This is a genomic window from Embleya sp. NPDC001921 (genome assembly GCF_053594475.1).
Window position 1 is genome coordinate 134,041 of record NZ_JBSFEO010000006.1, and the last position, 26,796, is coordinate 160,836.

The following is a 26,796-nucleotide window of genomic DNA, read 5'->3' on the forward strand; positions in this document are numbered from 1 at the left end:
AAAATCGTATGGAAAGATCGCCCTCGACCACCCGCCGGGAAATTCACCGGCGAATGCCCGGGTCTCTTCACCAAAAAATCAATCGAAGTTAACACCACCCCACCGAAAGCCCCGCACGACACTCCGGGCCGGCCGTTGGGCGAGGCCGTCGTCACCGGCGACACCAGGCTGTATCGAGTCGCGCCGACGGTCGGATTCGCTCCATGTCCACGCCGATACCGCCACCGGCACCTCCTTCGCCATGACCAAGACCACCCCCACCTCGACACCGCACAGCGACTGGCGGACATGGTCTCGGGGACCGCGTAGCCGTCTCGTTCACCCGTTGCGACAGGAGTTGCGGCGTGTGTCGAAGGGGCGTCTCCTGGACGTGTACCGGACCTTCCCGGTTGAGCGGACCCACGTTCGTGGGCGCTGCAGAATCGGCCCGGAGCCGGGGGCGCCGCGGGTCGTGCCGGCGGCCGCAAGACCCCGACGCGCGGCGGCCGTCGTGGTTGCGGTCCGCGAGATTCCGCCGGGTCGATGTGTGACGAGGCTGCTCGACCCGGGGCAACTGCGCGCTTTGGGAGAAGATCTCATGGACCGTCAGGACATCGCCGCATCCGCCGAACCGGCCGCCCTCGCACGATATATCGCGGATCTGCCCGTGCCGGCGCCGACGCACGGTTCGATGGAGAGCGTTCGCGAGGAGGAGTTCGAGGGCCACCGGATCGTCGTCAGGACCAGATACGAGATCACCGTGGACGAACGGCCGGTCACCGCCCACCTGATGGTGTCGAACAACGGCGAAGTGCACTGTCATGCCTTGCCGGCGTATCAATTCCTCTCCGCCGTGGACACCGTGAAAGCGCTCATCCAGTACTTCCCGGACGAATTCCCGCCCGGTGACGGAGGACACGGCGATCCGAAGAATCCCGGGGGGCACGGCGGCGGCCACGGGCACGAAGGTCACGGTCACAACCACGAAGGTCACGGCCACGGCGGTCACAACCACGAAGGTCACGGCCACGGCGGTCACGGTCACGGACCGGATCGCCCGGGAGGTGGCTGAGATGTCGATCGTACGCAGGAACATCATCACCAATGTGGCGTCCCGGGACGCGTACATCCGCGGAGTCAATCTCCTCAAACGGGAGAAGTCGACACTGCAGACGACCGCCTTCGGGATTCCCGGCCCCGCCGCGCCGGTCCGCACATACGATCTGTTCGTGATCTGGCACCACCGGGCCATGACCACGCCCGTCCCGCCGACCGGGAGCTGGATGGTCCGCAACGGCGCCCATCGCGGGCCGGTATTCCTGCCGTGGCACCGCGTCATGCTGGCCTATCTGGAAACCAACATTCAACGAGTCCTCGACGACGCCGACTTCGCCCTCCCGTACTGGGACTGGTCCATCGACGGCTCCCTCCCCCAGCCGGCGGGTCAGCCGATCTGGACGAAGGACTGGATGGGCGGTCGGGGCAGTCCGATCTCGATGGGACCGTTCGTGTTCGATCCCGCCGACCCGAACAGTTTCCGGGTCCGCGTCGAGACCGACAGTTCCCTGCAACTCGTCCAGGCGAACCGGGGTTTGCGCCGGGGACTGGGCATTCTTCCGCCCCTGGGAACGGCCTCGTCGGCCACTCTTCCGAACGCCCTCGACGTGGGCGCCGCGTTCAACACGTCGCCGCTCTCGGGCGGCGATCCCGACCTCGCCACATACGACTTCTCCCCCTGGGACGCGTCGTCGAAAGGGTTCCGCAACCGGCTGGAAGGGTTCATCGGGACCGGGCTGCACAACCAGGTCCACCGCTGGGTGGGCGGCGACATGGGCCCGGCGTCGTCCCCGAACGATCCGATCTTCTACCTGCACCACTGCAACGTGGACCGGATCTGGGAAGGCTGGATGCAGCGCAACGGCCGGACCTACCTTCCGCCCATGACGGCCTCGATCGACCTGCTGGGCCACCGCATCGACGACCCGATCGTGACCCCGCTGGGGCCGGGCGCGCCCGGCGGCACACCCGGTCTGACCCTCGATTTCACCTCCGAGTACACCTACGACGTCGTCCCGTGAGTGCGGACGGGCAGCACCGTGGAGTGCCCCTCCGAGGCGACGGCGAAGGTGGCCTCGTGTCCCGCGCCGGAGCGCTGCCCCCGCGCGGGACACGAGTGGCGTTGGCGGGCCTTATGCCTTCACAGTGCGTGCCACGTCGATCGGCTGTTCCGCGACCGCCGCGACCGCCGCAGCCGGCTTCGGGTCGGCCTTGCGGGAGCCCCCTCGGCGGGGCTTCACGACGCGAGGAAGAGCGGTTGTGGCGGCGTCCGAAACGGCGAAACGTCGGGTCGAGACCTGGAATCCGCTCACGCACAACGCCTGGAGTTCGGCTCCCGCGCCCAGCACGTCGGGCAGGTCCAGCGTCGTGGCGAAGCGCCCGCTCGGTTCCAGCCGGACCCGGTCGATGGGCAGCGGCTTCGAGGGGCCGCCGTCGACGGCGCCGGGTGCGAACTGGAAGTGGATGGTCGAACAGTCGAGGGCTCGCGCCTCGGCAACGGACTCGATCTCGATGACGGCGGAGCCCGATCCCGAGCGGACGCGGACGTCGATCTCGGGGCCGGGTTCGCCGTACGGGTGCTGGTTCGAGCTGCCACACGTTCGACAGGACACGGTGACCCGGTCCATCACGCCGGGGTAGGGGCTGGTGAGCACCACGCGCTCGCCATGGATCCCGCAGCGACCGCAGGGTTTGGTGGCGCCGGTTCGCACGACGTGGTGCGTCGCGATCAGTGCGTCACAGAGGTGGCCGAACCATCCCGCGTGTGCGGTCAGGCGAGCCAGCGCATCCGCCCAGCGCAGGGCGTGGTCGTTCACCTCTTTGGTGAGCGAGACGCTGTTCGGCTCGGCGGCGGACGCGCGAACGGCCGCGAGGATCGAGGCCTGCGCGTCGTCGCTGTGCAAGCGCATGGCACGGAGCGGTCTCGCGCCCGGATCCGTCGTTCCGTTGCGGAGTTGTGCTCCCAGGTGGTGATGAATGCGATCCACCGTCGCGATGTCGTGCAACCACGCCCGGATTCGGGGGTTCGACGCCGCGATGGTGACAGACTCGCCGTTGAGTCTGTCACCGAGATGAGTGACGGTCACTGCTTCCTCCGAGGATGAGGCTCGAGCGACGTTGCCCGGCCGAATGCTCGGAGCCTGCACACAGCCCGACGACACTGTCGAACGACAGGCCCCGAAGAGCCGGTTCACCGCTGTCGCGGCTCCCCGGAGGGGCTGACCAACCCCGTCGGACCATCCTGCGCTCGGGTTCGGCCGTTGCCTAGTACCCCAGGTAGCGAGATCTTGGGCGTGGGGCCCACAACTTCGAGGCCTGCCCTCGGCCGACCGCCCCGCCCGCGAACACCGAGGGTGCTTCGGTCGATTCGTCGGGACGCGCCTGCCGCTCGAATCGTTCGGTGCCGAGGGCGCCGACTACGGACGTGGCCACGGGTTGGGCGCGCATGTGGCGCCGCCGGTGACCAGGGTCAGGGTCTGCTGCATCATCACCGGCGCGGGAGCGCCCGATCGTGCACACGTCTCATGCGGATGACCGAGTCGATGGCCGACCTCGTGGTTGATCAGCATGCGTCGGTAGTTCGCCAAGTCGTCGCCGTAGGTGGAGGATCCCGTCCCCCATCGCCACGCGTTGAGCATCACCCGGCGGGTGGAGGCGACGTTGCAGGAAACCCGTTGTTCGCCGGTGTCCAAACCGTCCTTGGCACACCACGAGTTGACCGTTCCCGTACTGGCCACGGTCACGGTGAAGGAAGACGCGCCCGAACTCACCCGCTCCAGGCCGATCGTTCCGTCACCTCCCCAACTTCGCGCGTCGTTGAGCGTCTCGTGCACGGCACGGGCGAGGTATCGCGCGTCGATCTGCAGGCCCTTCTCGATCTGCACGCGATAACGCAGCACCCGATCTCCGCTCTTGGCCGCGTCGTGACCCGGCACGGTGAGGAATTGCCCCGAGAGCGCGAGGTCGGCCGGTATCTCGGAGCGCGCCGCGAGCCATTGGTCGTACGGCCGGGTGTCCGCGGCGGCGGTGACGTACTTCTCGGATTCCTTGTCCGCCGGTTGACAGGCGACCGTCGTCAGGAGCAGGCCCGGAATCAGGAGGGCCGGCCAGAGAGTTCTGCGTGCCCGGTTCACGGTTGCTGCCACTCCCCGTCTTCGCCCGGCTGAGGTGTCCGTCCATCGCCGAAGTCGAGCCGGGGTTCTCGTCCGGGACGATCGGTATCCTCTCGCACGCGCCGAAGCCGCTTTCGGGCGGGGGACCTGCCGGCCACCCTCACGCTTCCCGCACCGCGCCGGTCGTGAGTGCCCGAGTGCTCGGGGGCGCCGGATCGGCCGGGACCCGATAGGCGTCGAGGAGCGCGGCGAGGCGGCGGGCGGACGCGTTCGGGCGTACCGCGAGTGCCGTCGACAGCGCCGGAGCGGGCGCGGTGAACGGACGGAACACGGTGCGGAGGGCGGGCAGCGTGCGGGCCTGGGCGGCGTAGAACACCGTCCAACTGGGTCGGCCGGTTCCGATCGCGGCGAGGGTGTCCTGGTCGGTGGTGAAGGGTGGTCCGAGCAGGGGCTCGAATCCGGCGTCGCGGCAGCTTTCGAGCACCAGGTCGACCAGGGGCGAGTTGGCTTCGTGGGCGGCGATGCGCAGCGGCAGGTCCGCCAAGTCGGTGATGGCCACCGTTTCGCCGGCGGTCAGCGGGTGGCCGGCGGGCAGTGCCACGACGAGCGGGTCCCGCCAGAGCGGGATCAGGTCCAGGCCCGGGCTGCGGGTGGCTCCGCGAACGAAGGCCGCGTCGAGTTCACCGGCTCGCACGGCGCGCAGCCTGGCCCGGGTCGTGGCACTCACCAGTTCCACGACCGTTTCGGGCGAGTGTTCCGCCATGCGCGCGAGGATGCCGTCGAGGTGCGTTCCCAGGCCGACGCTCGTCCCCAGGCGCACCACGGCCGCTTCCTCGGTCCGCAGTGCGGCCATCTCGTCGAGCGCGACGTCCGCCGCGCCCAGCATGGTCCGGGCGTGCGGCAGAAAGGCATGGCCGGCCGGCGTGAGCGTGACTCGGCGGGTGGTGCGTCGGAACAGGGCGAGACCCAGTTCGCGCTCCAGGCGACGAATCTGCTGACTGACCGTCGGTTGACCGATGCGCAGCCGTTCGGCGGCCTGGCCGAAGTGCAGCTCCTCGGCGACCGCCACGAAGTACCGGATCTGACGCAGCTCCATGGCCTCTCACATTCATCACGATCATCGATGAGTGTAGAAGCGGAATGCCCCTTGGTCGAACGCGGCCGCGGCGATGAACTGATCCCGCACAGCGCGCCGCCGGTGCCGGCACGGCACCGAGGAAAGGATGGAATGTGATGTCGTACGCACGAGTGAACGGGATCGACCTGTACTTCGAGGACAGCGGAAGCGGTACCCCGCTGTTGTTCCTGCACGGATGGGGTACCTGTGGCCGGGTGTGGGACGACCTGGCCGGCGAACTCGACGTCGGTCACCGTGTGGTCACCGTCGATGGGCGCGGCTGCGGCCGCTCCGATCGGCCGAGCACCGGGAACACGGTGGCCGACAACGCCGCGGACGTCACCGCACTGATCGATGTCCTGGAATTGGATCGGCCCATCCTGGTGGGGAGTTCACTCGGTGCCGCATTCGCTCTCGAAGTCGCGCTGAACACTCCCGAGCGGGTCTCGGGAATCGTGTCCGTCAGCGGGAGTGGTCATTGGCCCGGTCAGGGCATGACCGAGCGGTTGCGCGCTCTGCGCGTGGCGTTGGCCACCGACCGCGCCGAGACGCTTGCCGCGTGGGTTCCCCAGTGGTTCGCTCCGGGTGCGGATCCGCGTCTGGTCGACTCGACGGTGGGTCGAATCCTTGCCTCGGGCCTCGCCATCGACGAACTGTTCGACGACGCAGCGGCGCACGACCCCCGCGCGGCCGTTCGTGAACTCGCCGTCCCGGCCGCGTTCGTGCACGGCCGGCTCGACGGTGAGATTCCGCTGGAGGTGTCCCGCACACTGGCCGAACTCGCCCCCCACGGCGAGCTTCATGTCGTCGAGGGGGCCGGGCACATGGCTCATCAGGAGCAACCGGCCTCGGTCGCCGCCGTGTTGCGCACCGTGACGGCGCGGTGCGGTCGCGCGTGAGGGCCGCGCCGTAACCGGCTCCATACCTTCGTGCTCCGCAGCGCGGGCGTGACACGGCGCGCGGGCCGATCGCTCGACACGGGCGGGACACCGCTCGACCCCGGCCCGGCCCGCGCGGTTCAGTCGACGTACAGGCTGGAGCCGAACTCCTCCGTTGCCCGGCCGCCCGGTGGGACGACCCGGACCGGGTTTCCCGTGCAGTCGGGCCCGCTGTAGATCAGCACGTACTCGCTGGTCCTGTTCGCGACCGCGAGTGGCATGACCTTGGTGTTGTAGCAGCCACCGGGATTGTTCACGACCCGACCCGTGTCGAGGAACACGATGGTTCCCTTGGCGGCGGAGGCGCAGGCGGGCACGGCGAGGGCGATCGCACCCGTGGCGGCAAAGGCTGCGAACATCGTTGCGGCACGGCGCACGCTGGGCTCCCGGAACGGTCCGACGCGAATACCATCCACTCGCCTGGCATGCGATACCCGCCCCCTGCAGGAAGCGACCGGGCCGGCGGCGACGTTCACCCGTTCGCCGCCGGATCCGACGAAGATGGGGTTCGGCCCGGGGTGCCGGCTCGCTCTTCGGGACCGTCAGGCCGACGACCGCAGGTCGAGTTCGGTCGGCAGCAGGCCGGGCACGAGGTCGTCGAGCCCGACGAGGTGGCGGCGGGTGCGGGGGACTTCGCGGCGTGCCGGGGCGAACACGCCGACGGGCTCGGCGCGGTCGGTCACGGGCGGTTCCGGATCGGTGACGTGGTCGAGGATGTGGCGGTAGCGTTCCCGGAGTTCGGCGTCCGACCGCGCGGCCCGGAACGGGTCCAGTACCACCGTGACGCTGTGTCCGTCGCCGTCGCGCCATTCACGGATGACCCACATGGGGTTCACCTCCGAGATCATCGGCCCTGCACCGTACTGCGCGCGGGTGACACCGGGAAGATCTTTACCGACTTCCGAACACCGACCTGCCGCGTGCGGAGCGGAAGCGGGCTTCGGTCCGCGTACGTGGACGGCTCCGCACCGGCAGCGGCGCACAATCGGCGGCCGGCCGCGGGACTTGTCCTCGGGTGCCGCGGCCGGGCGCGGACTTCCGGCTGTTCCGGCAGCTTGTCCAGCGGTGTACCGAGGGATGGGGCCGAGGGATGGGGCCGAGGGATGGGGCCGAGGGATGGGGCCGAAGGCGGGATACCGCCTCGATCCCGCGTGGCAGTGCGACAACCGTGCGCCGGTCCCGCGTCGTCGGTGCGGGATCCGGCCACGGCCCCGCGCGGCGGTCGCCCGCGCGGCCGAAGTAGTTTCGACGACCGTGTCGATCCAGGCGCGTCCCGTTCGTCGTCATGGCAAGGGGCGAGGAAATCGCCCCGCACACCCGTTCGCGCGGGCGACACCGCCCCGTCCGAGGAGGACACCATGACCGCAGACGTCACCGTCACCACCGGCACCCTCGAGGTCCCCGGCGCACGCCTGTACTACGAGGTGCGTGGCACCGGCCCGCTCATCGCGCTCGTCGGCGCCCCGATGGACGCCGCCGCCTTCGCACCGATGGCCGACCTGCTCGCCGCCGACCACACCGTGCTCACCACGGACCCCAGAGGCATCAACCGCAGCCCGGTCGACGACCCCGGCCAGGACTCCACCCCACACCTGCGCGCCGACGACCTGTCCCGGCTCATCACGCACCTGGACCTCGGGCCGGCCGCCGTCCTGGGCTCCAGCGGCGGCGCCGTCACCGCACTGGCCCTCGCCCAGACCCGACCCGACCGGGTACACACCGTCGTCGCCCACGAGCCTCCGCTCGTCGAACTCCTCGACGACCGCGAGCGCCTCCACGCGGGCACCGACGACATCATCGCCACCCGCCTCGCCGGCGACGTCACCGGCGCCTGGATCAAATTCATGGCCCAGGCCGACATCGCACTGCCCGACGGCGCGATCGAGACGATGTTCGGCGGCGAACGCGCGCCCCACGAGGAGGCGGACGAACTCCGCTGGTTCGCCCACGAACTGCGCCCCACCACACACTGGCGACCGGACCCCGCCACCCTCCGATCGGCGACCACACGCGTCGTCGTCGGCATCGGCGACGCTTCCGCGGGACAACTCTGCGACCGCGCCTCCCGCGCCCTGGCCACCGCACTCGGCGGGGAACCCGTGCTCTTCCCCGGCGACCACACCGGCTTCGTCGACGCCCCCGCACCCTTCACCATCCGCCTGCGGGAGATCCTCTAATCGATCCCCTCCGCGTCGGCACCACCGCGGCGAAGCCCGTTCGAGGACGGAGCATCGACCACCCCGCCGACCCCGGTCCGACTATGCTCGTGTCTCCGCCGGTGGGACTCGGCGGCATCGGCCGGGCGAGGCGGTAGGCCCCTCGAAACCGGCGTATGCCCGCCCGACTTCGGACAGCCACGGATCGGGCAGACGAGAGGGGACCTCGTTGTACGACGGGCCCGACGCTTCACCCATTCCCCTCTGGCGCGAAATTCCCGGCACCAGAGAGGCTCTGTGGCAGGCGGAGCAGACCCACAAAACCCTTGTGGCGAACTCGGTCGCCGAGCCGGCTCCGCCCCGTCGGGTGCCCCAGGGCATAACCCCGGACGACGATTTCTATCGCGGCGTGGTGGACGCCCGCGATGCAGGGGAGCTCAATCACACCGTCGCCGAAATGTTCGAGGCGTACACCGGCCGCAAGGTCGCCGTGGACCTGACCCCGAACGCCGCCACCGCGGGAAGCGACCCCCTGTACGAGTCCAAGGTGCTCGCGATCACCGCCGGCCACTTCTGGGGGCTGACCCCTGTGAAGTTCGCCGCCCCGGACACCTACAGCATGGTCGCGAAGAATCTTCCCGCGCTGAGCGTGCCCGCCTACAACAAATACGGGAACACGACCCTCGAAGTCATGTTCGAGATGCGTCATCCGCTTTTCCTCCAGGGGCAGACGTGGCTGGGCAAGTACGCCCGCCACCTGGGACTCGACCGGAACCACCCGCTGGTCTCGCCCTTGCACATCGGACTGCACGAGAACACCCACACGCCTGCCATGCGCGAGGACGGGGCGCACAGGTTCCTGCCCGACGCCCTGGCCGCCGACCGCGCCGCGGCAGCCTCGTCCCGAGAGTTCCTGAGCAACCGGATCGCCGGCACCGGAGTGGGTGCGGCCGATGCCGAGAAGGCCGCCGAACTTTGGCGGCAGTTGGACCGGGCCGAACCCTCGTCCGCCGAATACGCCGCCGCCGCAAGGGAATTGGGTCAGCTCCCCGCCGACCTGTGGCAACGGGACTCGGCCTTGCTGACCTGGCACGCGCATCGGGAGTTGGCGCGCATGTCCGAGCCCCATCCGTTGGAAAGCGATCCACGATGGGCCGATGTGGACGACGCGCGCGTCGAGACGGAGGTGAGCCCGTACGCGACCCACAGCAAACACGAAGCTCTCGGTGAATCCGGCGTCGACGTCTCGCTGTTCGGTCATGACGCGAGCGATACCGCGAAGGCGTACGTCGACGCCTCGCCCCTGGACCTCAACGCGTTCATGAACGCCGCCGATGGACTGGTGGCCACCGCCCTGGACTTCGCCGGCCGGGTCGATCCGAACTCGAGCAGGGAGCGGCGCTCCGGCCCATCCGCCCGACCCAGGACACCGCGTGCTCCCTCCTCGGGCGGCACCGGCCCGGAGACGACCGCCGACACGTCCGGCCGCGGGCAACCCGGACCCGCCGCCCGAACACCACGCACGAGTCTGCTCGCGTCGGCGACCGACGTCGCTCGATCCCGAGGGACCCGAACGGCGGACGCGAAGGCGACAGCGATGTTGCGGCTCCTGTCCGAAACCCTGGGTCCCGCCGCTCGCAGCGCTCCCGCGCCCGGTCGCGGTGCGGTCGCCGCCGGTCCCCTGCCGCCGTCCCCCGTCCGGCGACAGGAAGCACGATCGCGGCTCGAGCCCACCGGCTGAGCCCTGGCGCCGCCGGCGTGCCGTGCGAAGGCCCGCCCGCCGCACGTTCGGAAGGCCGCGCCTTCGGGGGTGCCATTGCGCCGAGCGGGCGGTGCACGAGTCGCCATGCTCGACAGGCGTCGGCCACGACGAGCCGAGCCGGGATCATCCCCGCACCGCCGCTCATCCTTGAATTGGTCGCCCTCGGTGACGCTGCCGGACCGAACCGGCGCGAAGGCAACGACGGCGGAACCGTCGTCGGCGGTGATCGCGGCAAACGGCTGCGGATCGTTGCGCCGGTTTCGCTTCGGTGCGAGGTGGTATGCACGCTCATCCGACGATTGTTCCCGTACCTGGTCCAGTGACCGAGTTCAGCGGCACACGCAGTGCCTGCGGAGATGGAGGGCCCGGTCATGCTCAGCCCCCGCGGCATCCTTCAGGAGATCCACCGAGACGACGAGGCCTTCCGCCTGTTCTGCAGCATCGCGGCAAAGGGCGAGAGCCAGGGCGGGTGGGAGAACGGGCGCATCGCCGCCTTGGTCTCCGACCCGGAACTCGCGCCCAAGATCGCCCGGCACGGCGCCGACGAGGACAAGCACGGACGCATCTTCAACGCCATGCTGCACCGTCGCGGGCTCGATCCGGTCGACGTCCCGCCCGAGACGGACTACTGCATGCTGCTCGAACGCCAGGGCTTCGGCCTGGCCCACGACCGGCTGCGCCGCGGCGAGCCGATGACCGAGGTCGACATCGTCGAATACCTGGTGCACAGCCGCGTCACCGAGCAGCGCGCCGCCGAGGACATGCGGATGTTGAGCCGATACCTCGGCGACGACCCCGACATCGGCAGAGGCATTCGCATGATCTGCGACGACGAGGAGAACCACCTCGCGTACTGCCACGAGGAGCTGCTTCGCCTGTCCGCGCGCGGCTGTGCGACGGACATCGGGCGCGCGCTGCGCAGGACCGCCCGCGCCGAGATCAAGGTGAACCGCGACGTGAGCCTCGCGGTGATGGCCCGCATGGGTCACCTGCTCGGCTGGTCGCGCGGTCGGCGACTGGCCCTGAAGGTCGGCATCCACGCGACGTACGCCTACGACCGGCTGTGGGGCACCCGCCGCATGGTCGACCTGCGCCCCCCGAAGCGCGTCAACGCCATGGGGCCGAAACCCACCGAACCGCGGACCGTATAGCACCGCCGCCCACGCGCCGATCGCCCCCGCGAACCTTGCGCCGAGCCCACCCCGAACGGACCCGCCACCTCCTCGAAGAACCGCGGGCGACCATCCGGCAGGGACCGGTGCGCGGGACATCCGCAGCGGCCACGCGGTGCTCGGCCTCCGGGAGGCGGCGCGGCGCCGGTGCGCTCGAAGGGGGACGCGGACCGTCCGACACCGCGTCCCCCGCTCTCCACGCCCGTCGGCCTCAGGTCCCCAGGATCGTCGGGAAGCCGTCTGCCACACCTGCGACCGGGCCGATGTCCGCCCGGACCCATCGACGGGCCCGCCGCCTCGACCCCCGCGCCACCACCGGGGCCGAAACCACCGACCCGCCGAAGGGGCCTCACCCGACGCGTCGCCGCGACGTTCGCACCCGCAGGCGTCGACGGCTCGGCGGATCACGCCGCGGCCAAGGCCTCCGTCGGGGGCAGCCGCGAGGCGCGGATGGCCGGGTAGAGGCCGGCGACGGCGCCGATGACCAAAGTGGCGCCGAAGCCGCCCGCCGTCGCCCAGGCCGGGATCACCGCGTCCCAGTTCCGGGTGCTCGCGTAGCCCGTGGTGACCGCCATCCCGAGGATGACACCGGCCAACCCGCCGAGTGCGGAGAGCATCAGCGACTCGACCAGGAACTGGGTGCGGATCTGGCCGCGGGTGGCGCCCAGCGAGCGGCGGAGACCGATCTCGGCGCGGCGTTCCAGCACGGTGATGACCATCGTGTTGGCGACCCCGACGCCCCCGACCAACAGCGCCACCGCGCCGAGCCCGAGCAACAGGCCGGTGAACGCCTGGTCGGTCGCCTGCCGCGCGGCCAGCGCGTCGGAGGGTCGCGAGACCTTGACCTCGTTCGGGTTCTCCGGGTTGGCCGTACGCGCGAGCACGTCGCGCACGGCCGCCACCGCCGCATCGGCCGAACGCGTGTACACGGTGGTCGGGTGCCCGTCGAAGCCGAGGTAGGTGCGCGCCGCGGTCCACCCCACCAAGGCCGTCGCGTCGAGTTCGGGCGCGAGCGGCACCGGGTCGAGGATGCCGACGACGGTGAACCAGCGTCCGCCCAGGTACACCTGGACGTCCGGGCCCGGCGCCCCGACGCCGAGCCGGTCCGCCGCCGACCCGCCCAGGACCGTCGCCGGGTAGCGCTCGGTCGCCCCGTTGAACCACGTGCCGCGCCCGACCGTGGCCCCGACGGTCTCGGGCAGCGCGAGGTGCGCGGCCGCGACCGTGATGCCGCCGCTCTCCGCGGCCGGGATACGGTCGTTGCGGTAGACCTTCGCGGACTTGACGGCACCGGTCGCGGCGACCTGCCGCACCGGGCCGATGCGGGCGATCGTCGCGGGTGCCTCGTCCGGAAGCGACGCGGTGCCGCTGGTCAGCGAGTTGCCGGGGGCGACGGTCAGCAGGTTGGTGCCCAGCGTGGCGAGGCGGGCGTCCAGGTCCGCGCGGCTGGACGTGGAAATGCCGGCGACGGCCGTCATCGCCGCGATGCCGATGGCGATGCCGAGTGCGGACAGGAACACCCGCAGCGGACGCGTACGCAGTCCGACGGCACCGACCGCAGCGACATCGCGCGGCCGCAGCCGGGCCGGAGTGTGAACGGTTCCCATGTCAGGTCTCCACCCGTCCGTCGCGCATCGCGATCTGCCGCGGCAGCGACGCCGCGATCTCCCGGTCGTGCGTGATGACCACCACCGCTGTTCCGGCCGCGTGGAGTTCGCGCAGCAGCGCCATCACGCCGCGGCCGGACGCCGTGTCGAGGTTGCCCGTCGGTTCGTCGGCGAGCAGCAGCACCGGATCGCCCGCCACGGCACGGGCGATGGCGACACGTTGCCGTTGCCCGCCGGAGAGTTCGTGCGGCAGGTGGTCGAGCCGGTCGCCGAGGCCGACCCGTTCGAGGGTGGCTCGGGCGACGCGGCGGCGCTCCCGCGGCGAAATCCCCGCGTACAGCAGCCCGTCGGCGACGTTCTCCCAGGCGCTGCGCCCGGGAGCGAGGTGGAACTGCTGGAACACGAACCCGATCCGGCGGGCCCGGAGCGCGGACAGGCGACGGTCGGACACCGCGGCGACGTCGGATCCGTCGATGCGCACTGTGCCGCTCGTCGGCCGGTCGAGGGTGCCGATCAGGTTGAGCATGGTCGACTTGCCGGAACCCGACGGGCCTACGATGCCGACGAGTTCGCCCCGCGATATGACGATGTCGACATCGGCGAGCGCCGTCACTCCGCCGGGGTACTCCTTCCCGACCCCGGCGAGTTCGACGAGCGGACCGGTGAACTCCGCGCTCTCGACGCCCGGTTCGACCGCGAGGGCGCCCGCCGGCAGGCTCGAATCGTCGGCCCCGGCCGGCAGCCTGATGTCGGCATCCACATCCGGCAGGCTCATGTCGGCATCCCCACCGTCGTGCCCTGGGCGAGCCCCGAGCCGGTCACCTCGACGCGTCCGCCCGCGAACATGCCGGTCTCCACCGGCACGATCCGCGTCGCGGACCCCTCGACGACCTGGACGCCGTAGCCGCCTTCGGCGAGTGCGAGCAGCGCGGCCACCGGCACGGTCAGCACGTTCTCGCGGCGCGACGATGTGAACGCGACGTCGATGGAGGCCCGGTCGAGCCCGGCGACGGCCTTCTCGTCGTCCAGGACGACCGTGGCCTTCAGCTTCGTGGTGGGCGTGGCCGGGCTGCCGCCGCTCTCCTTGCCCGGATCGATCACCGTGGCGGTCGCGGCGACCTTGCCGGGGACGTTCCGTCGGTCCGGCAGCTTGACCGTGACGGCGGTACCGGTCTTGGCCAGACTCGCGTACGCCATCTCCAGCTCGACACTCACCACCCGCCGGGTTCCGGTGTGGGTGAGCACGGCCTGCCCCGGCTGCACCGCGTCGCCGAGCGCGGTCTTGACGATGTCGACGCGGATCTCAGCGGGCGCGTAGTGCACGCGCCCGAGCTCGACGCCTCCGGTCTCCTTGAGCCCGTTGGCCTTCTGCCACTTCTTCACGGCCGCTTCGGTGCCCTCGGTGTACTTCGTGTCGACGGTGAAGCCGGTGTAGCCGAGTTCCTTGAGGTTCTGCTCGAACTGCTCGACGTCGGGCCCTTCGACGCCGGACGCGAGGTCGCGGTACGCGGGGAGCGCGCCGTACAGCAGCAGCACCGGCGTGTTGTCCACCTTGTACAGCGGCTTCCCGCGGGCAACCGTCGACCCGGGCGCGGCCACGGAGGTGAGCGTGCCGGCGAGCTTGCCGCCGTTGAGGGTCGTGGTGTTGCCGTAGTCCAGTTCGCCGGCCTTGGACGTCGTGTCGACGAGGGTCTCCTTCGTCACCGTGCCGGTGGCCGGGGGCAGCGTGTCGCGCGGCGGCTTCGCCTCGTCCTTGGCGGGCAGCCCGATCCCCGTCGCGGCCGCGGTCGCGGCCCCGGCGGCAAGCACCGCCGTCATCCCGGCGATTACCCGTCCCGCCGCGCGGCGCCTGCGGCGGGTCACGCGCCGGCTCCCGGGCCGCTCGTCTTCCGGCCTCCGTCACCGCCGGGCGGCTTCGGCATGTACGTCGAGCACGCTTGATCGGCGGCCTTGAAGCGCGGGTCGTCCGGGCCCAGGCCGAGGGCGTCGTTGTTGATCTGGAGGCCGCCGTCGGCGGAGGGATCCGGGAACTGCGGGATACCGTTCTCACGCATGCACTTGGCGTACCGGCGGAGTTGCTCCGTGACCTTCGGGTCGACCTTCTGGTTCTCGCCGCCGTTGGGCATGAGGCTGCGGCACTTGGCCTGCGCGGCGTCGACGACCTTCGCGTCGGTGCCTTCGGGGAGGTTCAGGGAGACGCCGCCGTCGCCGCTGAAGGTGGGGTCGGGGAAATCGGGGATACCGTTCTCGCGCATGCACTGGGCGTAGCGGAGCATGCTGTCGCGGGCGTCGCCGGCGCCCTTGCCGTTTCCGGTGCCGCCGCCGGTCCCGTTGCCGCCGGGGGATGCCGAGACGGTCGCGGTGGGCGTCCCCGCGGAGGCGATCCCGTCGCCGTCGTCGCCCCCGCCGCCGCATCCGGCGACCGCGCCGAGCATGAGCAGGAGGCCGAGTCCGAGCCCTGCCGTTGTTCGCATCAGGTGATCTCCTTGGGTCGTGGCCGTGTGGCCGTGTGTGGCCGTGGCCGTACGGCCGTCGCTGCACCGCCGTGGCCGTACCGCCGTGGCCGTACCGCCGCGGCCGTGGACCCCATTCGAGCCGCCGCCCCGTCATCCCACCGTCATCGCATTCGTTGACGCGGAAATGACACCCTCGGCGGGACGATGGGCGGATGAGAATCCTGGTGGTGGAGGACGAACCGCTCTTCGCGGACGCGGTGGCGGAATGGCTGCGCGGCGACGCACACGCGGTGGACGTCGTGTACGACGGCGGCACAGCCCTGCAGAACCTCGCCGTCCACGACTACGACGTGGTCGTCCTGGACCGGGACCTGCCCGTTGTGCACGGCGACGAGGTGTGCCGCACCATCGCCGCCGGACGGGGGACGGCGCGCGTTCTGATGCTGACCGCCGCGGGCCTGATCGACGACCGGGTGGCGGGGCTGACGCTCGGCGCCGACGACTACCTCGCCAAGCCCTTCGCCTTTCGCGAACTGGGCGCCCGGGTGGTCGCGTTGGGACGACGCTCGCGGGCTGCCGCGCCGCCGGCGCTGGAGCGGGCGGGCGTACGGCTGGACCTGCATCGGCGCGAGGTGTACCGGGACGGCCGTTATGTCCCGCTTTCCCGCAAGGAGTTCGCGGTTCTGGCGGAGCTGCTGCGTGCGGACGGAGCCGTGGTGTCCGCCGAACTCCTGTTGGAGAAGGCGTGGGACGAGCACGCCGACCCGTTCACGAACGTGGTGCGGATGACGATCCTCAAGCTGCGCCGCAAGCTCGGTGAACCGCAACTCGTGGTGACGCAACCGGGAGTGGGGTACCGAATCCCGTGAGCATGAGGCGCATTGCGGCCCGGATGAGGCAACCTTCCCGTCTGACCATTCGCGCGCGGCTGACGCTCGTCCACAGTGTGCTGTTCCTGATTGCGGGAGGGGTGGTGCTGGGAGCGACGTATCTGCTGGTGTCGCAACAACTCGGGGACAACTCGCAAGGGACGTACAAGAGTTCGACGGTGGGCGGCGCTCCCGTCGGCGGCGGGCTCGCGGGCGACACCACGCCCGGGGGCACGTCGGGAGGAGCGCTGCCGCCGCCCGACCAGCAGATCACCCATTCGACCGACGGAACGCGCGAGGGCGCGCTCAACGCCCTCCTCACCCAGGGCGGCATCGCCCTCGCCGCGGTCGGCATTGCGGCCACCCTGCTCGGCTGGCTCATCGCCGGACGCATGTTGCAGCCGCTGCACCGCATGACGGAGACCGCGCGACGAATCGCCGAGGCACCCGCCGCGGACCGGAACCTGCACGAACGCATCGATCTGGCCGGCCCCGAGGACGAACTCAAACGGCTCGCCGACACGTTCGACCTGATGCTGGAACGCCTCGACCATTCCTTCGACGGCCAACGGCGGTTCATCGCGAACGCCTCGCACGAACTCCGTACGCCGCTCGCCCTCAACCAGGCGCTGCTGGAGGTCGTGGTCTTTCGCCGCACCGCGTCGGAGGAGGTCCGCCAGTTGGGCGAGACGCTTCTGGAGATCAACAACCGCCACGAACGTCTGATCGACGGCCTGCTGCTCCTGGCCCGCTCCGAACACGAGGTGCTGGAACGCGCGTTCGTCGACCTCGCGGATGTCGTCGACCACGTCGCGGAGCTCGCGCCCCTAGGGGCCGTGACCGTCGAGACCGAAACCTCCGAAGCCCCGACGACGGGGAACCCGGTGCTGCTGGAACGCCTCGTGCAAAACCTCGTCGAGAACGGGATGAGGCACAACACACCCGAGGGCGGTTGGGTACGCGTCACGAGCCGCACCGGCGCCGACGGATCGGCAATCGTCGAGGTCAGCAACACCGGACCGGCTGTGCCGAAGTACGAAGTCCCCTCGCTCTTCGAGCCGTTCCGCCGTCTCGGCGCCGAACGCCTGGCGACCCGGGCACCCGGTGCCGGGCTCGGTCTGTCCATCGTCCGCGCCGTGGCCCGCGCCCACGGCGGCGACGTCCACGCCGAACCCCGAGAGGGCGGCGGATTGACGGTCACCGTCACCCTCCCGCCCGCCCGGGAACCCGGCGACGGCGCCCCGGCACCCTGACACCACACCACCACACCTTTCGAGCGGGCACCGGGGTGACCCGGCAACCGGCCGAGGGCGACTGCGGCACCCTCCCCCGCACCTGGAGCGGGATCATCGACGGTGGCCCCGTCCCGGAAGCCGGCGCCGACGGCGCGAGCAGCCCCGTCGAGCGGCTCTCGGCCTCGGCGACGCCACGGCCGGCGTCCACGGCTGCGCCCTCTCCGCGGGCCGCCTCCGCGTCGACCCGGACCGCACCTCTCGACGACCACCGAACGTGGTCACGATCCCCCCGGGACGACCTCCATAGGTCAGCCGCCCCGCCGGTTCGCGACCGTGGTTCCACGCCGAAGCGAACTCCCCGACACCACCCAAGCCCGACCCCCGAGAGCGGACCGAGAGCGGACCGAGAGATCACCGAGAGCGCCACGGCCCAGTGTGGCGATCACTACGAATCGAGCACGACACGCACCAAGCACCAAGCACCAAGCACCAGAGTTCAAGGAAGGTCATCGATGTCATCGATCGCTCCCGAGACCCCTTCGCGGAAGGCCGGGCCCCGGGAATGGCTGGGGCTCGCGGTACTGGCCCTGCCCACGCTGCTGATATCCCTCGATCAGAGCGTGCTGTACCTGGCGCTGCCGCATCTCGCCGAGGACTTGCGGCCCACCGGCACGCAAACGTTGTGGATCATGGACATCTACGGCTTTCTGATCGCCGGCTTTCTCATCACGATGGGCGCGCTGGGAGATCGGATCGGTCGCCGCAAGCTGCTGATGATCGGCGCCACGGCAGTGGGCATCACCTCCGTCGCGGCTGCCTACTCCACCAGCGCGGAAGCCTTGATCGTCACCCGCGCGCTGCTCGGCATCGCCGCCGCGACGCTGATGCCGTCGACGCTCGCCCTCATCGGCAACATGTTCCACGATCCGTACGAGCGTGGCCGCGCCATCGCGGTATGGGCCGGTTGCTTCATGGGAGGCACGGCCCTGGGCCCGGCGGTCGGCGGCGTGCTGCTGGAGTTCTTCTGGTGGGGCTCGGTGTTCCTGCTCGGCGTACCCGTCATGGTGGTGCTGCTGATCGTCGCGCCCCTCGTCCTGCCCGAGTACAAGAATGCGGATGCCGGCAGGATCGACCTCTTCAGTGTCGTGCTGTCGCTGGCATCGATCCTGTCGATCATCTACGGGCTGAAGGAGCTTGCCCGTTACGGCTTCGCGATGGTCCCCGTCGCCGCGATCGGCGTCGGTATCGCCGTGGGCGCCCTGTTCGTGTCGCGGCAGGGCAAGTTGGCCGAGCCGCTGTTGGACCTGAAGCTCTTCAAGGTCGGCGCGTTCACCGCCGCGCTGTTGATCCTGATGGTCTCGATGCTGGCCACCGGCGGCGGCTACCTCTTCATCTCCGGCTTCCTCCAGATGGTGGAGGGACTCTCGCCGATGAAGGCGGGACTGTGGATGGTGCCGTCGGCCATCGCATCGATCGTCGCCGCGCAACTGGCGCCGGTCCTGGCCAAACGGCATCCGCTCGGCACGGTCATCGGCGTGGGCCTGCTCATCGGCACGATCGGCTACCTGATGCTCGTCTTCGTCGATCCGGTCGGCGGACTGCCGCTGCTGATGGCCGCGTTCGTGATCATCTTCATCGGCGTCGGGACCTTCGGGGCGCTCGGCACCACTCTGGTCGTCGGATCCGTGCCGCCGGAGCGGGGCGGCTCCGCGGCGGCCCTGTCCTCCATCTGCGGCGACTTGGGGAACGCGCTCGGCGTCGCCACACTCGGCAGCCTCGGCGCCGCCGTGTACCGCGACTCGCTCGACCTGCCCGCCGACACCACACCCGGCGCCGCCGAGGCCGCGAGGGCAGGCATGGAGAACGCCGTAACCGCCGCCCGGGACCTGCCCGCCGAGCCCTCCGAAAACTTGCTGGCCGCCGCCGCGCAGGCCTACACCAACGGGCTGAACGTCATCGGCGTCGCGTGCGCGATCATCACCGCGACCAGCGCCGCCCTCGCCCTCGCGATGCTGCGCAAGAGCCGCGGCGCCACACCCGCGGACACCGGTGCGCCGGAGCGGACAGCGACGTCCGACGCCGCCGAGAACTCGCTGTCGACCACCTGACCGACCTACGAAATCGGGAGATCCATCATGACGACACTGGTTACGGGCGCCACCGGGAACACCGGTCGGCACGTTGTGGCAGAGCTGGTCCGCCGCGGCGAGCGTGTTCGGGCACTGACCCGGAATCCGGCCGCCGCCGAGGAGCGGCTTCCGCCGGGTACGGAGTTGATCACCGGCACCCACACGACCCCACGGGAGTTGGATCGCGCCTTCGACGGCGTCAGCCGGTTGCACATCACCGTGACGGCGGGACTCGCCGAGGTCGGGCCCGAGTTGGTACGGCGGGCGGTCGACGCCGGCGTGCGACGCGTCACCGTGGTGTGGGGCGGCTGGGTGGGACCGGTCGAGCAGGCCGTGGCGGATTCGGGTGTGGAGTGGACACGCCTGGAACCGCAGGAGTTCATGTCCAACACCTTGACCTGGATCGATTCGATCCGGGCCGAGGGGGTCGTGCGGGAGCCCTACGACTTTCCCAGCGCGCTCGTGCACGAGGCCGACATCGGCGCGGTGGCCGCGGCCGCGCTGCTCGACGACGGGCATGCGGGGCGCGCGTACAACCTCACCGGGCCCGAGTCGCTGACCTCGCGCGAACGACTCGCCGTCCTGTCCCGGGCGATCGGCCACGACGTGACCTTCGTCCGGATCACCCACGGACAGGCGGTCGACCGGCTGATCGCCGACGGCGTGTCCCGTGCGGACGCCGAATACGTCGTCGACTGGTACGCCTCTTCGAGCGAGGACTCCAAGACCGTGGTCGACACCGTTGAGCGGGTGACCGGTCGCCCGGCGCGCACATTCGCCGAGTGGGTGGCCAAACACACCGACCGCTTCAAGGCACCGCCCGGGACCACCGCCGATCACTGACTCGGCCGCAGCCGGCGCCACAACCTGACATGGCCCGGCTGTAGTCGGGCCCCGGGCACGGTCCGGTCGATCGCGCGCGGCGCCGGATGGAGGGCTGCGGCCGTGGCGGTGCCGGGGCAGCAGACACGATCGACCGGACATGTCCCGCCCGGCCGGGGTGACTCCTTCGGATCACCCCGCGTCCGGATGGCGAAGCGACAGGCCGAGGCAGCCGACTTCCGGAACGGGCCGACCGGTCAGCCGTCCAGGTCCGACAAGTCCTCGACGCCGAGGCTGAGATCGTTCGCCGCGAGGTTGTCCTCCAGGTGATCGAGCGAGCCCGTGCCCGGAATCGCCAGCACCGACGGCGACTTCGCCAACAGCGCGGCGATCGCGACCTGCGCGGTGGTCGCGCCCAGGCGTGCCGCGACCTCGCCGAGCCGTTCGGCGTCGAGCGGGCCGCCGCCGACGCCGCCGCCGAGCGGAAAGTACGGCACATACGCGATGCCCGCCTGCTCGCATTCCGCCGGCAGGACCGCGTCGTCGCCGTGCCGGTTCTGCACCGCCGCGACGGGCGCGATCCCCCGGGCCTCCGCCAACTGGGCGGCGTCGACGTTACTGACACCCAGGTGCCGAATCAGCCCTTCCGCACGGAGTTCGGCCAGCACCGCGAACCGTTCGGCGATCGACTCGTCACCCGGTCCGCCCATCCCGCCGACCCGCAGGTAGACCAGGTCGAGCCGGTCGAGACCCAGAGAGCGCAGATCCGCCTCGACCAGGCCCCGAAGCCGGCCGGCCGTCGCCTGCCCGCTCGGCACACCGTTCGGTCCGCGCAACGGCCCCACCTTCGTCGCGATCACCAGGTCGTCACGGTACGGGACCAAGGCCCTACGGATCAGCTCGTTGGCCCACACCGAGTCCCTGCCGTAGAAGCCGGCCGTGTCGATGTGGTTCACGCCCAGCTCAACTGCCCGGCGAAGCACCGCCATTCCGGTCTCGGGGTCTCGCGCCGGACCGGCGAAGGTGCCCATCGCCAGGCGCATCGCGCCGAAGCCCAGCCGGTTGATCGTCAGTTCCCCGCCGAGGGGGAAGGTCTTGATGCTCATGACGCTCATGCTGTCCGCCGCCACAACGCCCGGCGAGTTCGTGGCAGCAAGCTGCCACACTGGCGGGATGCGGAACGAAGAGGTGTTCTCGGTACGCGGAGACGCGGAGCTGACCGCGCGCGCAGGTCATCTCTTCGAGTCCGCGCGGACCGAATTCCTGTGCGCAGCCCGGGACCTCGGGACCTGGTCGCACCCGGGAGCCAGGGCCGCGATCCGTGATCGCATGCGCGCCGCGGATCCTGCCGGGTTCACCCCGCGGAAGCTGCTCAGCCCGGTGGCACTCGCCGACGAGGAGGCCCGCGCGCACCTGCGGATGGTACGGAGCAAGGGCGCTCTCGTTCGGATCAGCCGTTCGCCGCTGCCGCACGAGACCATCCTCATCGACCGGCGAGTGATGATTCTCGCCGGCCTGGAGACCCCCACCGGCCGCGAGTACACGGTGACGACCTCGCAGATCCTGGTCGACGGAGTCCACTCGCTGTTCCGGGCGATCTGGGACACGGCCGTCGATCTCGAAACCTACCTGCACAGCGACGTCCCGCACCTCGACGCCGACGGCCGCCGAATCCTCGAAGCCCTCGGCTCGGGCCTCACCGACGCATCGGCGGCAAAACGCCTCGGCGTCTCGCTGCGCACCTACCGGCGGCGCGTGGCCGAACTGATGGCCGAACTCGAGGCCGGCTCCCGCTTCCAGGCCGGACTGCGAGCCGGCGAGCTGGGGCTGTCCCACTGAATCCCGGGTGGCCGCGGCCGTTTGGCGATCGGAGCGGGCCGGCGTAGCGGCGGCGGATGCGTCGAGGGTCCGTGCAGGGTGCACGGAAGGCGCAGGGCCGGGTGGCGGGGCGTCGGGTGCCGATGGGCCGTGGACTTCGCCGTCGTGCCCCTGGTGGTTCGACTGCCGCACTCGCGACACCGCAGCGGCTCACCGCCGGCCTGCATACGTTCAGTGACATACAGACAGTTGGGTCACTCGTCGTTTCCAGCGACCAATTACACCAAAGCGACCCAGGGTCGACTTTAGGGAATTCAAGACTTTTTCCGCTGAAATAAGGAAAAGGAAACGGTCGGTATGGTAAAGGTTTGGCAATGCGGAGATCACTGGTGAGGACCGTGACACTCCTGTGACTAATGTTCTATGAAAGGCGATCGGTTCCACGTCGACCAACCCGTTCGGCACGATCGCCTCCGCCGAATTCGGGGACGCGTTTCGGTGACGGTGGGTGACCATCGTCGTCGCGACGAGGAACCGGAACCGGGGACCCTCGCAGTCCCTGGGGTGAATCGGTGCTCCGGCACCGTAGGGCGCCTTCTTCCGCCCGAACCCGTCAGCCAACCCGGTAGGCGGCCGAGGAAGGAGACCCGCCACCCATGGCGTCACAACATCGTTCCGGGCAGCACCGCAAGCCCAAACCGCGCACCGCCGTGCGTACCGCGGCCACCGTCGTCACGGCCGCCGCGACGATGACCGGCGTGATGACCTTCGCCGGCACCGCGAGCGCGGATCCCGCGCAGTCGTTCCAGCAGACCAAGGAACGCGTCAACCAGTTGCACAGCGACGTGATCAAGGCCACCGACGCCGCCAACGGCGTCGACGAGCAGATCACCAGGCAGCAGGCCGCCACGAACCAGACCCAGACCCGGATCGCCGAGGAACAGGCAGCACTGAACGCCCTGCGCGACCAGATCGGCGTCCTGGCGGCCAACCAGTACCGCAGCGGCGGCCTGCCGCCGTCGCTCTCGCTCGCGCTCAGCGGCGACCCCGAAGGCTTCCTGCAGAAGTCACAGATGATGTCCCAGCTCGACGGCCAACAGGCCGCCAAGCTGAAGCAGATCGCGGCGCAGGCCCGAGCTCTCCAGCAGGACCGCACCGAGGCCTCCTCGCAGCTCGCGGAACTGGAGAAGCTGCGCACCGAGCTGAACAAGAACAAGACCGAGATCCAGACCAAGCTCTCCGAGGCCCAGCGGCTGCTGAACACGCTCACCGAGCAGCAGAAGAAGGAAGTCCTCGACTCGAACGAGCACAAGAACGACGCCGCCGCACGCGGCGAGACCGATCGCAGTTCGCGGGACAAGCCGGACACACCGCCGCCGGCGAGCAACGTCCCCGTCTCCGGCCGGGCCGCAGCCGCGGTCGCGTTCGCGAAGGCCCAGATCGGCAAGCCGTACTCGCCTCGGGCCGTGGGTCCCGGCTCCTACGACTGCTCCGGGCTGACCCAGGCTTCCTGGAAGGCCGCCAACGTCTCGCTCAGCCGCACCACGTGGACCCAGGTCAACGACGGCCCGCGGATCTCCAAGGACGCACTGCAGCCGGGTGACCTGGTGTTCTACTACTCGGACAACTCGCACGTGGGCATCTACATCGGCGGCGGCCAGATCGTGCACGCCCCGCGCCCGGGCAAGAACGTGACCATAGCGCCGGTCTTCTCGATGGAGTTCTACGCGGCCGTTCGACCCGGTTAGACCCATCGGCCGCGCGCCGAGCCCTCCACGACGTCCTCCCCCGGACGCACTCCGACAGGCCCACCCGGCGAGCGTCGGCCGAACGCGCACGCGCGTCAGGACAGCCGCGAGGTCCGTATCGACCCGCGGCTGTCCGGCCTGCGGATGCGGGGAACCAGGCACCGAGCGCCGACGTCCCATCACCATGGCCGAGTCGAATGCACGACCACCCGCCACCCGGACGATCATCGTCGTCACCGCCGCACTGATCGCCGCCGCCTGCGTCGGGATCGCCCTGTGGCTCCTGCTCGCGGGAGACGACGACGACAACCCCACCGCGGGAGAGCCGATCCGAACGGCGTCCGATACTCCGGTCACCGCATCGGTCACCACTCCCGTCCCCGCGCCCTCCGCCGGCTCCACCGGAACTCCGGTCACCCCGAGCACTACGCCACCGGGCACCACACCACCAGGCACCCGACCGCCCGCCACGCCCTCCACCGGCCGCCTCGACACGCGAACCATCTCCTTCACCGACGCCCGCGGCCTCCCCAAGGTGTTCGCCATCGCCGAATCGGCGACACAGGATGCGGACGTCCTGGCGGGCCTATTCGCCGGAGCCCCGGCCAAGCGGCCCTCCGAACCCGCCCCCGCAACCGACTTCGCCCGCAACGTCGTGATCTCCGTGACCATCGAGGCGGGTTGCCTCGACCCCGAGGGCGCCCGGCTGTACGCGAACGGGAACCGGCTCAGGCTCGACGTACGCTTCCCCGATCGCAACACCCCACCGGAATGCCTCGCCCCGTACATCCGGCTCGCGCGCTTCGAGGTCCCACGCGCATCCGTGCCGAGCCGACCGGTCCTGGACGGCACAACACCGGCGATGCCGGCCGCGAACACCCGTCCCTGAGACGAGCGTTGCGCCTGCGCACCGGCGGTGCCCCGGAGACACCCCGGCGGTCATCGCCAACTCCCGCTCCGTGCACGGTGGGATGGTCGGCGAGCGAGTCCGGCTCCGCCGCGAAACGACGAGTCCGGTCCCGCCGTTCGCGTTGCGCGAACCCGCCCCGACGTTTCCACGAGACTTCTAGGCTGGGCCGGTGACTTCACCCTTTGCGGTCTCCAGGGAAGAACAGCGGTTCGTCGACGCGGCGCGGGATCTTGCCCGGCGGTTCGCGGCAACGGCGGACCGGCACGATCACGAGGCCACCCTGCCGGTCGCCAACCTGACGGCGTTACACGAAGCCGGCTTGGACATGGCCGCGATGCCCCGGGAGCGGGGCGGTTCCGGGCTGTCCTACCAGGCGCTCGGAGAGATCCTCGGCATCGTCGGCAAGGCGTGCCCGTCGACGGCGTGCGTCTGGATGATGCACCTGGGCGCGGCGCAGGCGCTGGTCGGCTTCGGGCCGCAGTTCTACGCGGAGGAGTTGGCGGCGGGCAAACGGTTCGCGAACGCGCTGTCGGAGCCGACCGGCGGGAATCTCTTCCTGATGCCGCTCCAGCGGGCCGAACCGGTGGACGGCGGATTCGAACTGGACGGCGCGAAGCGGTTCGTGTCCGGGTGCGAGATCGCGGACCACTTCCTGGTCAATGCGCTGCTCGACGACGGACCGGCGTTCTTCGGGGTGAGCCGGGACGACAGCATCGAGATGGTGTCGATCTGGGACTCGATGGGCCTGCGCGGCACCCGCAGCCAGTTGGTGAACTTCCGCGCCACCCTGCTGCGTCACGAGAATCGGTGCCGGATCGTCGACCCGACGGCGCCGAACATCATCGCGCTCGGCCTGCCGTGGCTGTCGATCGGCATCGCCGAGGCCGCGCTCGACGCGGCGACCGACCATGCCCGCAAACGTGTCGTGCCGAGTACCGGCAAACCGGTCGGTGACATGCAATGGGTCCATTTCGACGCCGCCGACGCGCACGTGAGGCTGCTGGCGGCACGCGTCCTCGCGGAACGGTCCATGTGGCTCGCCGACCGGAACGCGCCCGGCGCCCTCGTCGCCGCCGTGGAGGCGAAGCTCTACGCCAACGAAGTGGCGAAATCGATCGCCGAGTTCGGGCTCCGGGTCGGCGGCGGCTCGGGCTTTCTGCGGTCTTCCCCGATCCAGCGGCACTTCCGCGATGCCCAGGCCGGCGCGCTGATGGCCTTCTCGGTCGAGGTCTGCCGGGACATGATCGGCAAGAGCCTGACCGGCGGCGACCAGACCTGAAGCCCGCCACCGCCCGCCACCGCCGGTAGCCACCCGGCACCGCACGGCGGCGGGCGGCTACGGCGACCAGCGCCCACCGCCGACGGCCCACAGCACGTACCGGACGGTCGCGGCGACGAACAGCGCGACGAACACGATCAGGCCGGCCAGGCCGCCCCGGGTCTCGCGTACCGCCGCCCGGGAGGGCTTCCTGGGGTCGTAGTGCACCGCACCCGGGTCGCCGACCCGGGTGTGCTCGGAGGCGGGCCCCTTGACCGTGCGCTCCTCGCTGCCGGGGACCGAGAAACGCACGTGGGAGGTGTAGACCCAATAGCCGCCTGCCTCGCCGTCCATCCACCTGCGGTCGACCCGCGTCACGACACCCGGCACGGCGACCCCGCGGCGCAGCAGCCTGAGCTGAAGCACGACCCGGGCGACTCCGGACAGCGAGCAGAGCACCAGGAGACCGCCACCGAAGGCGGTCGGCGACCGGGTGAAGCCGTAGTACAACCCCCACAGGAGCAGCACCAGCAGGCCGACGACCACGGGGAAGAACACGCAGGCCATGCCGATGCCCGGCACTTCGGACCCGCCGCTCGCCGGCCGTCCGCCCGGACGATCAAGGTTCCGTCTCATGCCCGCCCCCGATTC

Annotated in this window: 25 protein-coding genes and 1 riboswitch; of the genes, 14 read left to right on the forward strand and 11 right to left on the reverse strand. The window is 70.5% G+C overall.

All coding sequences use genetic code 11. From position 1 onward, the window contains the following. The first annotated feature begins 526 nt into the window (after positions 1-526). Positions 527-1,051: a hypothetical protein gene (locus ACWCPW_RS09210; RefSeq protein WP_449760927.1), complete on the forward strand. Its 525-nt coding sequence runs from the start codon at positions 527-529 to the stop codon at positions 1,049-1,051. Position 1,052: 1 nt separating this feature from the next. Continuing rightward, a complete protein-coding gene (locus ACWCPW_RS09215) occupies positions 1,053-2,057 on the forward strand; it encodes a tyrosinase family protein (RefSeq protein ID WP_449760928.1) in 1,005 nt (334 codons plus the stop codon). Between the two features lie 111 nt (positions 2,058-2,168). On the opposite strand, the gene ACWCPW_RS09220 is transcribed toward ACWCPW_RS09215, so the two are convergent. The 3 genes from ACWCPW_RS09220 to ACWCPW_RS09230 form a co-directional block, all read right to left on the reverse strand. Further along, positions 2,169-2,945 (reverse strand): hypothetical protein, encoded by a 777-nt coding sequence (locus tag ACWCPW_RS09220; protein ID WP_449760929.1) that lies wholly within the window; start codon positions 2,943-2,945, stop codon positions 2,169-2,171. Between the two features lie 507 nt (positions 2,946-3,452). Further along, positions 3,453-4,169, reverse strand: coding sequence for a DUF3152 domain-containing protein (locus ACWCPW_RS09225; RefSeq protein WP_449760930.1), 717 nt, complete (start codon positions 4,167-4,169; stop codon positions 3,453-3,455). A 139-nt stretch (positions 4,170-4,308) separates the two neighbouring features. Continuing rightward, positions 4,309-5,244, reverse strand: a complete 936-nt coding sequence (locus ACWCPW_RS09230) for a LysR family transcriptional regulator (RefSeq protein WP_449760931.1) — start codon at positions 5,242-5,244, stop codon at positions 4,309-4,311. Between the two features lie 137 nt (positions 5,245-5,381). Between ACWCPW_RS09230 and ACWCPW_RS09235 the strand changes: the two genes are divergently transcribed. Then, complete coding sequence (locus ACWCPW_RS09235) at positions 5,382-6,164, forward strand: alpha/beta fold hydrolase (protein WP_449760932.1); 783 nt, start codon at positions 5,382-5,384, stop codon at positions 6,162-6,164. Positions 6,165-6,283: 119 nt separating this feature from the next. Here ACWCPW_RS09235 and ACWCPW_RS09240 read toward each other — a convergent pair whose 3' ends face one another. Beyond that, positions 6,284-6,580 carry a hypothetical protein gene (locus tag ACWCPW_RS09240; RefSeq protein WP_449760933.1) on the reverse strand — a complete coding sequence of 99 codons (297 nt, stop codon included), beginning with the start codon at positions 6,578-6,580 and terminating at the stop codon, positions 6,284-6,286. A gap of 165 nt (positions 6,581-6,745) precedes the next feature. Next, on the reverse strand, positions 6,746-7,030 hold the full coding sequence (locus ACWCPW_RS09245) for a hypothetical protein (protein WP_449760934.1): 285 nt from the start codon (positions 7,028-7,030) through the stop codon (positions 6,746-6,748). A gap of 531 nt (positions 7,031-7,561) precedes the next feature. Between ACWCPW_RS09245 and ACWCPW_RS09250 the strand changes: the two genes are divergently transcribed. The 3 genes from ACWCPW_RS09250 (at position 7,562) to ACWCPW_RS09260 (ending at position 11,272) form a co-directional block, all read left to right on the forward strand. After that, positions 7,562-8,380 carry an alpha/beta fold hydrolase gene (locus tag ACWCPW_RS09250; RefSeq protein ID WP_449760935.1) on the forward strand — a complete coding sequence of 273 codons (819 nt, stop codon included), beginning with the start codon at positions 7,562-7,564 and terminating at the stop codon, positions 8,378-8,380. Positions 8,381-8,687: 307 nt separating this feature from the next. After that, on the forward strand, positions 8,688-10,100 hold the full coding sequence (locus ACWCPW_RS09255) for a hypothetical protein (protein WP_449760936.1): 1,413 nt from the start codon (positions 8,688-8,690) through the stop codon (positions 10,098-10,100). 392 nt (positions 10,101-10,492) lie between these two features. Further along, positions 10,493-11,272: a ferritin-like domain-containing protein gene (locus tag ACWCPW_RS09260; RefSeq protein ID WP_449760937.1), complete on the forward strand. Its 780-nt coding sequence runs from the start codon at positions 10,493-10,495 to the stop codon at positions 11,270-11,272. Positions 11,273-11,697: 425 nt separating this feature from the next. On the opposite strand, the gene ACWCPW_RS09265 is transcribed toward ACWCPW_RS09260, so the two are convergent. Genes ACWCPW_RS09265 through ACWCPW_RS09280 form a run of 4 tightly spaced genes read right to left on the reverse strand, consistent with a single transcriptional unit; the run spans position 11,698 to position 15,374 of the window. Further along, entirely contained in the window at positions 11,698-12,900 is a 1,203-nt protein-coding gene (locus ACWCPW_RS09265; RefSeq protein ID WP_449760938.1) for an ABC transporter permease, read from the reverse strand. A gap of 1 nt (position 12,901) precedes the next feature. Then, positions 12,902-13,675: an ATP-binding cassette domain-containing protein gene (locus tag ACWCPW_RS09270; protein WP_449760939.1), complete on the reverse strand. Its 774-nt coding sequence runs from the start codon at positions 13,673-13,675 to the stop codon at positions 12,902-12,904. Continuing rightward, positions 13,672-14,718, reverse strand: a complete 1,047-nt coding sequence (locus ACWCPW_RS09275) for an efflux RND transporter periplasmic adaptor subunit (protein WP_449760940.1) — start codon at positions 14,716-14,718, stop codon at positions 13,672-13,674. Before ACWCPW_RS09275 ends, ACWCPW_RS09270 begins: the two co-directional genes overlap by 4 nt. Before the next feature lie 41 nt (positions 14,719-14,759). After that, positions 14,760-15,374 carry a hypothetical protein gene (locus ACWCPW_RS09280; protein ID WP_449760941.1) on the reverse strand — a complete coding sequence of 205 codons (615 nt, stop codon included), beginning with the start codon at positions 15,372-15,374 and terminating at the stop codon, positions 14,760-14,762. Between the two features lie 194 nt (positions 15,375-15,568). Here ACWCPW_RS09280 and ACWCPW_RS09285 point away from each other — a divergent pair, with 194 nt between their 5' ends. The 4 genes from ACWCPW_RS09285 (at position 15,569) to ACWCPW_RS09300 (ending at position 20,432) form a co-directional block, all read left to right on the forward strand. Further along, on the forward strand, positions 15,569-16,225 hold the full coding sequence (locus ACWCPW_RS09285) for a response regulator transcription factor (RefSeq protein WP_449760942.1): 657 nt from the start codon (positions 15,569-15,571) through the stop codon (positions 16,223-16,225). Positions 16,226-16,248: 23 nt separating this feature from the next. Continuing rightward, positions 16,249-17,478 (forward strand): sensor histidine kinase, encoded by a 1,230-nt coding sequence (locus ACWCPW_RS09290; RefSeq protein WP_449760943.1) that lies wholly within the window; start codon positions 16,249-16,251, stop codon positions 17,476-17,478. A 494-nt stretch (positions 17,479-17,972) separates the two neighbouring features. Beyond that, a complete protein-coding gene (locus tag ACWCPW_RS09295) occupies positions 17,973-19,568 on the forward strand; it encodes an MFS transporter (RefSeq protein ID WP_449760944.1) in 1,596 nt (531 codons plus the stop codon). Positions 19,569-19,595: 27 nt separating this feature from the next. After that, entirely contained in the window at positions 19,596-20,432 is an 837-nt protein-coding gene (locus ACWCPW_RS09300; RefSeq protein WP_449760945.1) for an NmrA family NAD(P)-binding protein, read from the forward strand. Positions 20,433-20,668: 236 nt separating this feature from the next. Here ACWCPW_RS09300 and ACWCPW_RS09305 read toward each other — a convergent pair whose 3' ends face one another. Continuing rightward, entirely contained in the window at positions 20,669-21,517 is an 849-nt protein-coding gene (locus tag ACWCPW_RS09305) for an oxidoreductase (RefSeq protein WP_449760946.1), read from the reverse strand. Positions 21,518-21,584: 67 nt separating this feature from the next. Here ACWCPW_RS09305 and ACWCPW_RS09310 point away from each other — a divergent pair, with 67 nt between their 5' ends. From ACWCPW_RS09310 to ACWCPW_RS09325, 4 genes are all read left to right on the forward strand, one after another. Beyond that, a complete protein-coding gene (locus ACWCPW_RS09310; protein ID WP_449760947.1) occupies positions 21,585-22,250 on the forward strand; it encodes a DNA-binding response regulator in 666 nt (221 codons plus the stop codon). 488 nt (positions 22,251-22,738) lie between these two features. Continuing rightward, positions 22,739-22,876: riboswitch (cyclic di-AMP (ydaO/yuaA leader) on the forward strand. 9 nt (positions 22,877-22,885) lie between these two features. Then, positions 22,886-23,977 (forward strand): NlpC/P60 family protein, encoded by a 1,092-nt coding sequence (locus tag ACWCPW_RS09315; RefSeq protein WP_449760948.1) that lies wholly within the window; start codon positions 22,886-22,888, stop codon positions 23,975-23,977. Between the two features lie 184 nt (positions 23,978-24,161). Then, the gene (locus tag ACWCPW_RS09320) at positions 24,162-24,866 is read left to right on the forward strand and encodes a hypothetical protein (RefSeq protein ID WP_449760949.1); all 705 of its coding nucleotides are present in this window, start codon (positions 24,162-24,164) and stop codon (positions 24,864-24,866) included. A gap of 190 nt (positions 24,867-25,056) precedes the next feature. Beyond that, a complete protein-coding gene (locus ACWCPW_RS09325) occupies positions 25,057-26,166 on the forward strand; it encodes an acyl-CoA dehydrogenase family protein (protein ID WP_449760950.1) in 1,110 nt (369 codons plus the stop codon). A gap of 57 nt (positions 26,167-26,223) precedes the next feature. Here the strand turns inward: ACWCPW_RS09325 and ACWCPW_RS09330 are convergent, their stop codons facing one another. After that, positions 26,224-26,781, reverse strand: a complete 558-nt coding sequence (locus ACWCPW_RS09330; RefSeq protein ID WP_449760951.1) for a DUF3592 domain-containing protein — start codon at positions 26,779-26,781, stop codon at positions 26,224-26,226. Positions 26,782-26,796: the final 15 nt, after the last annotated feature.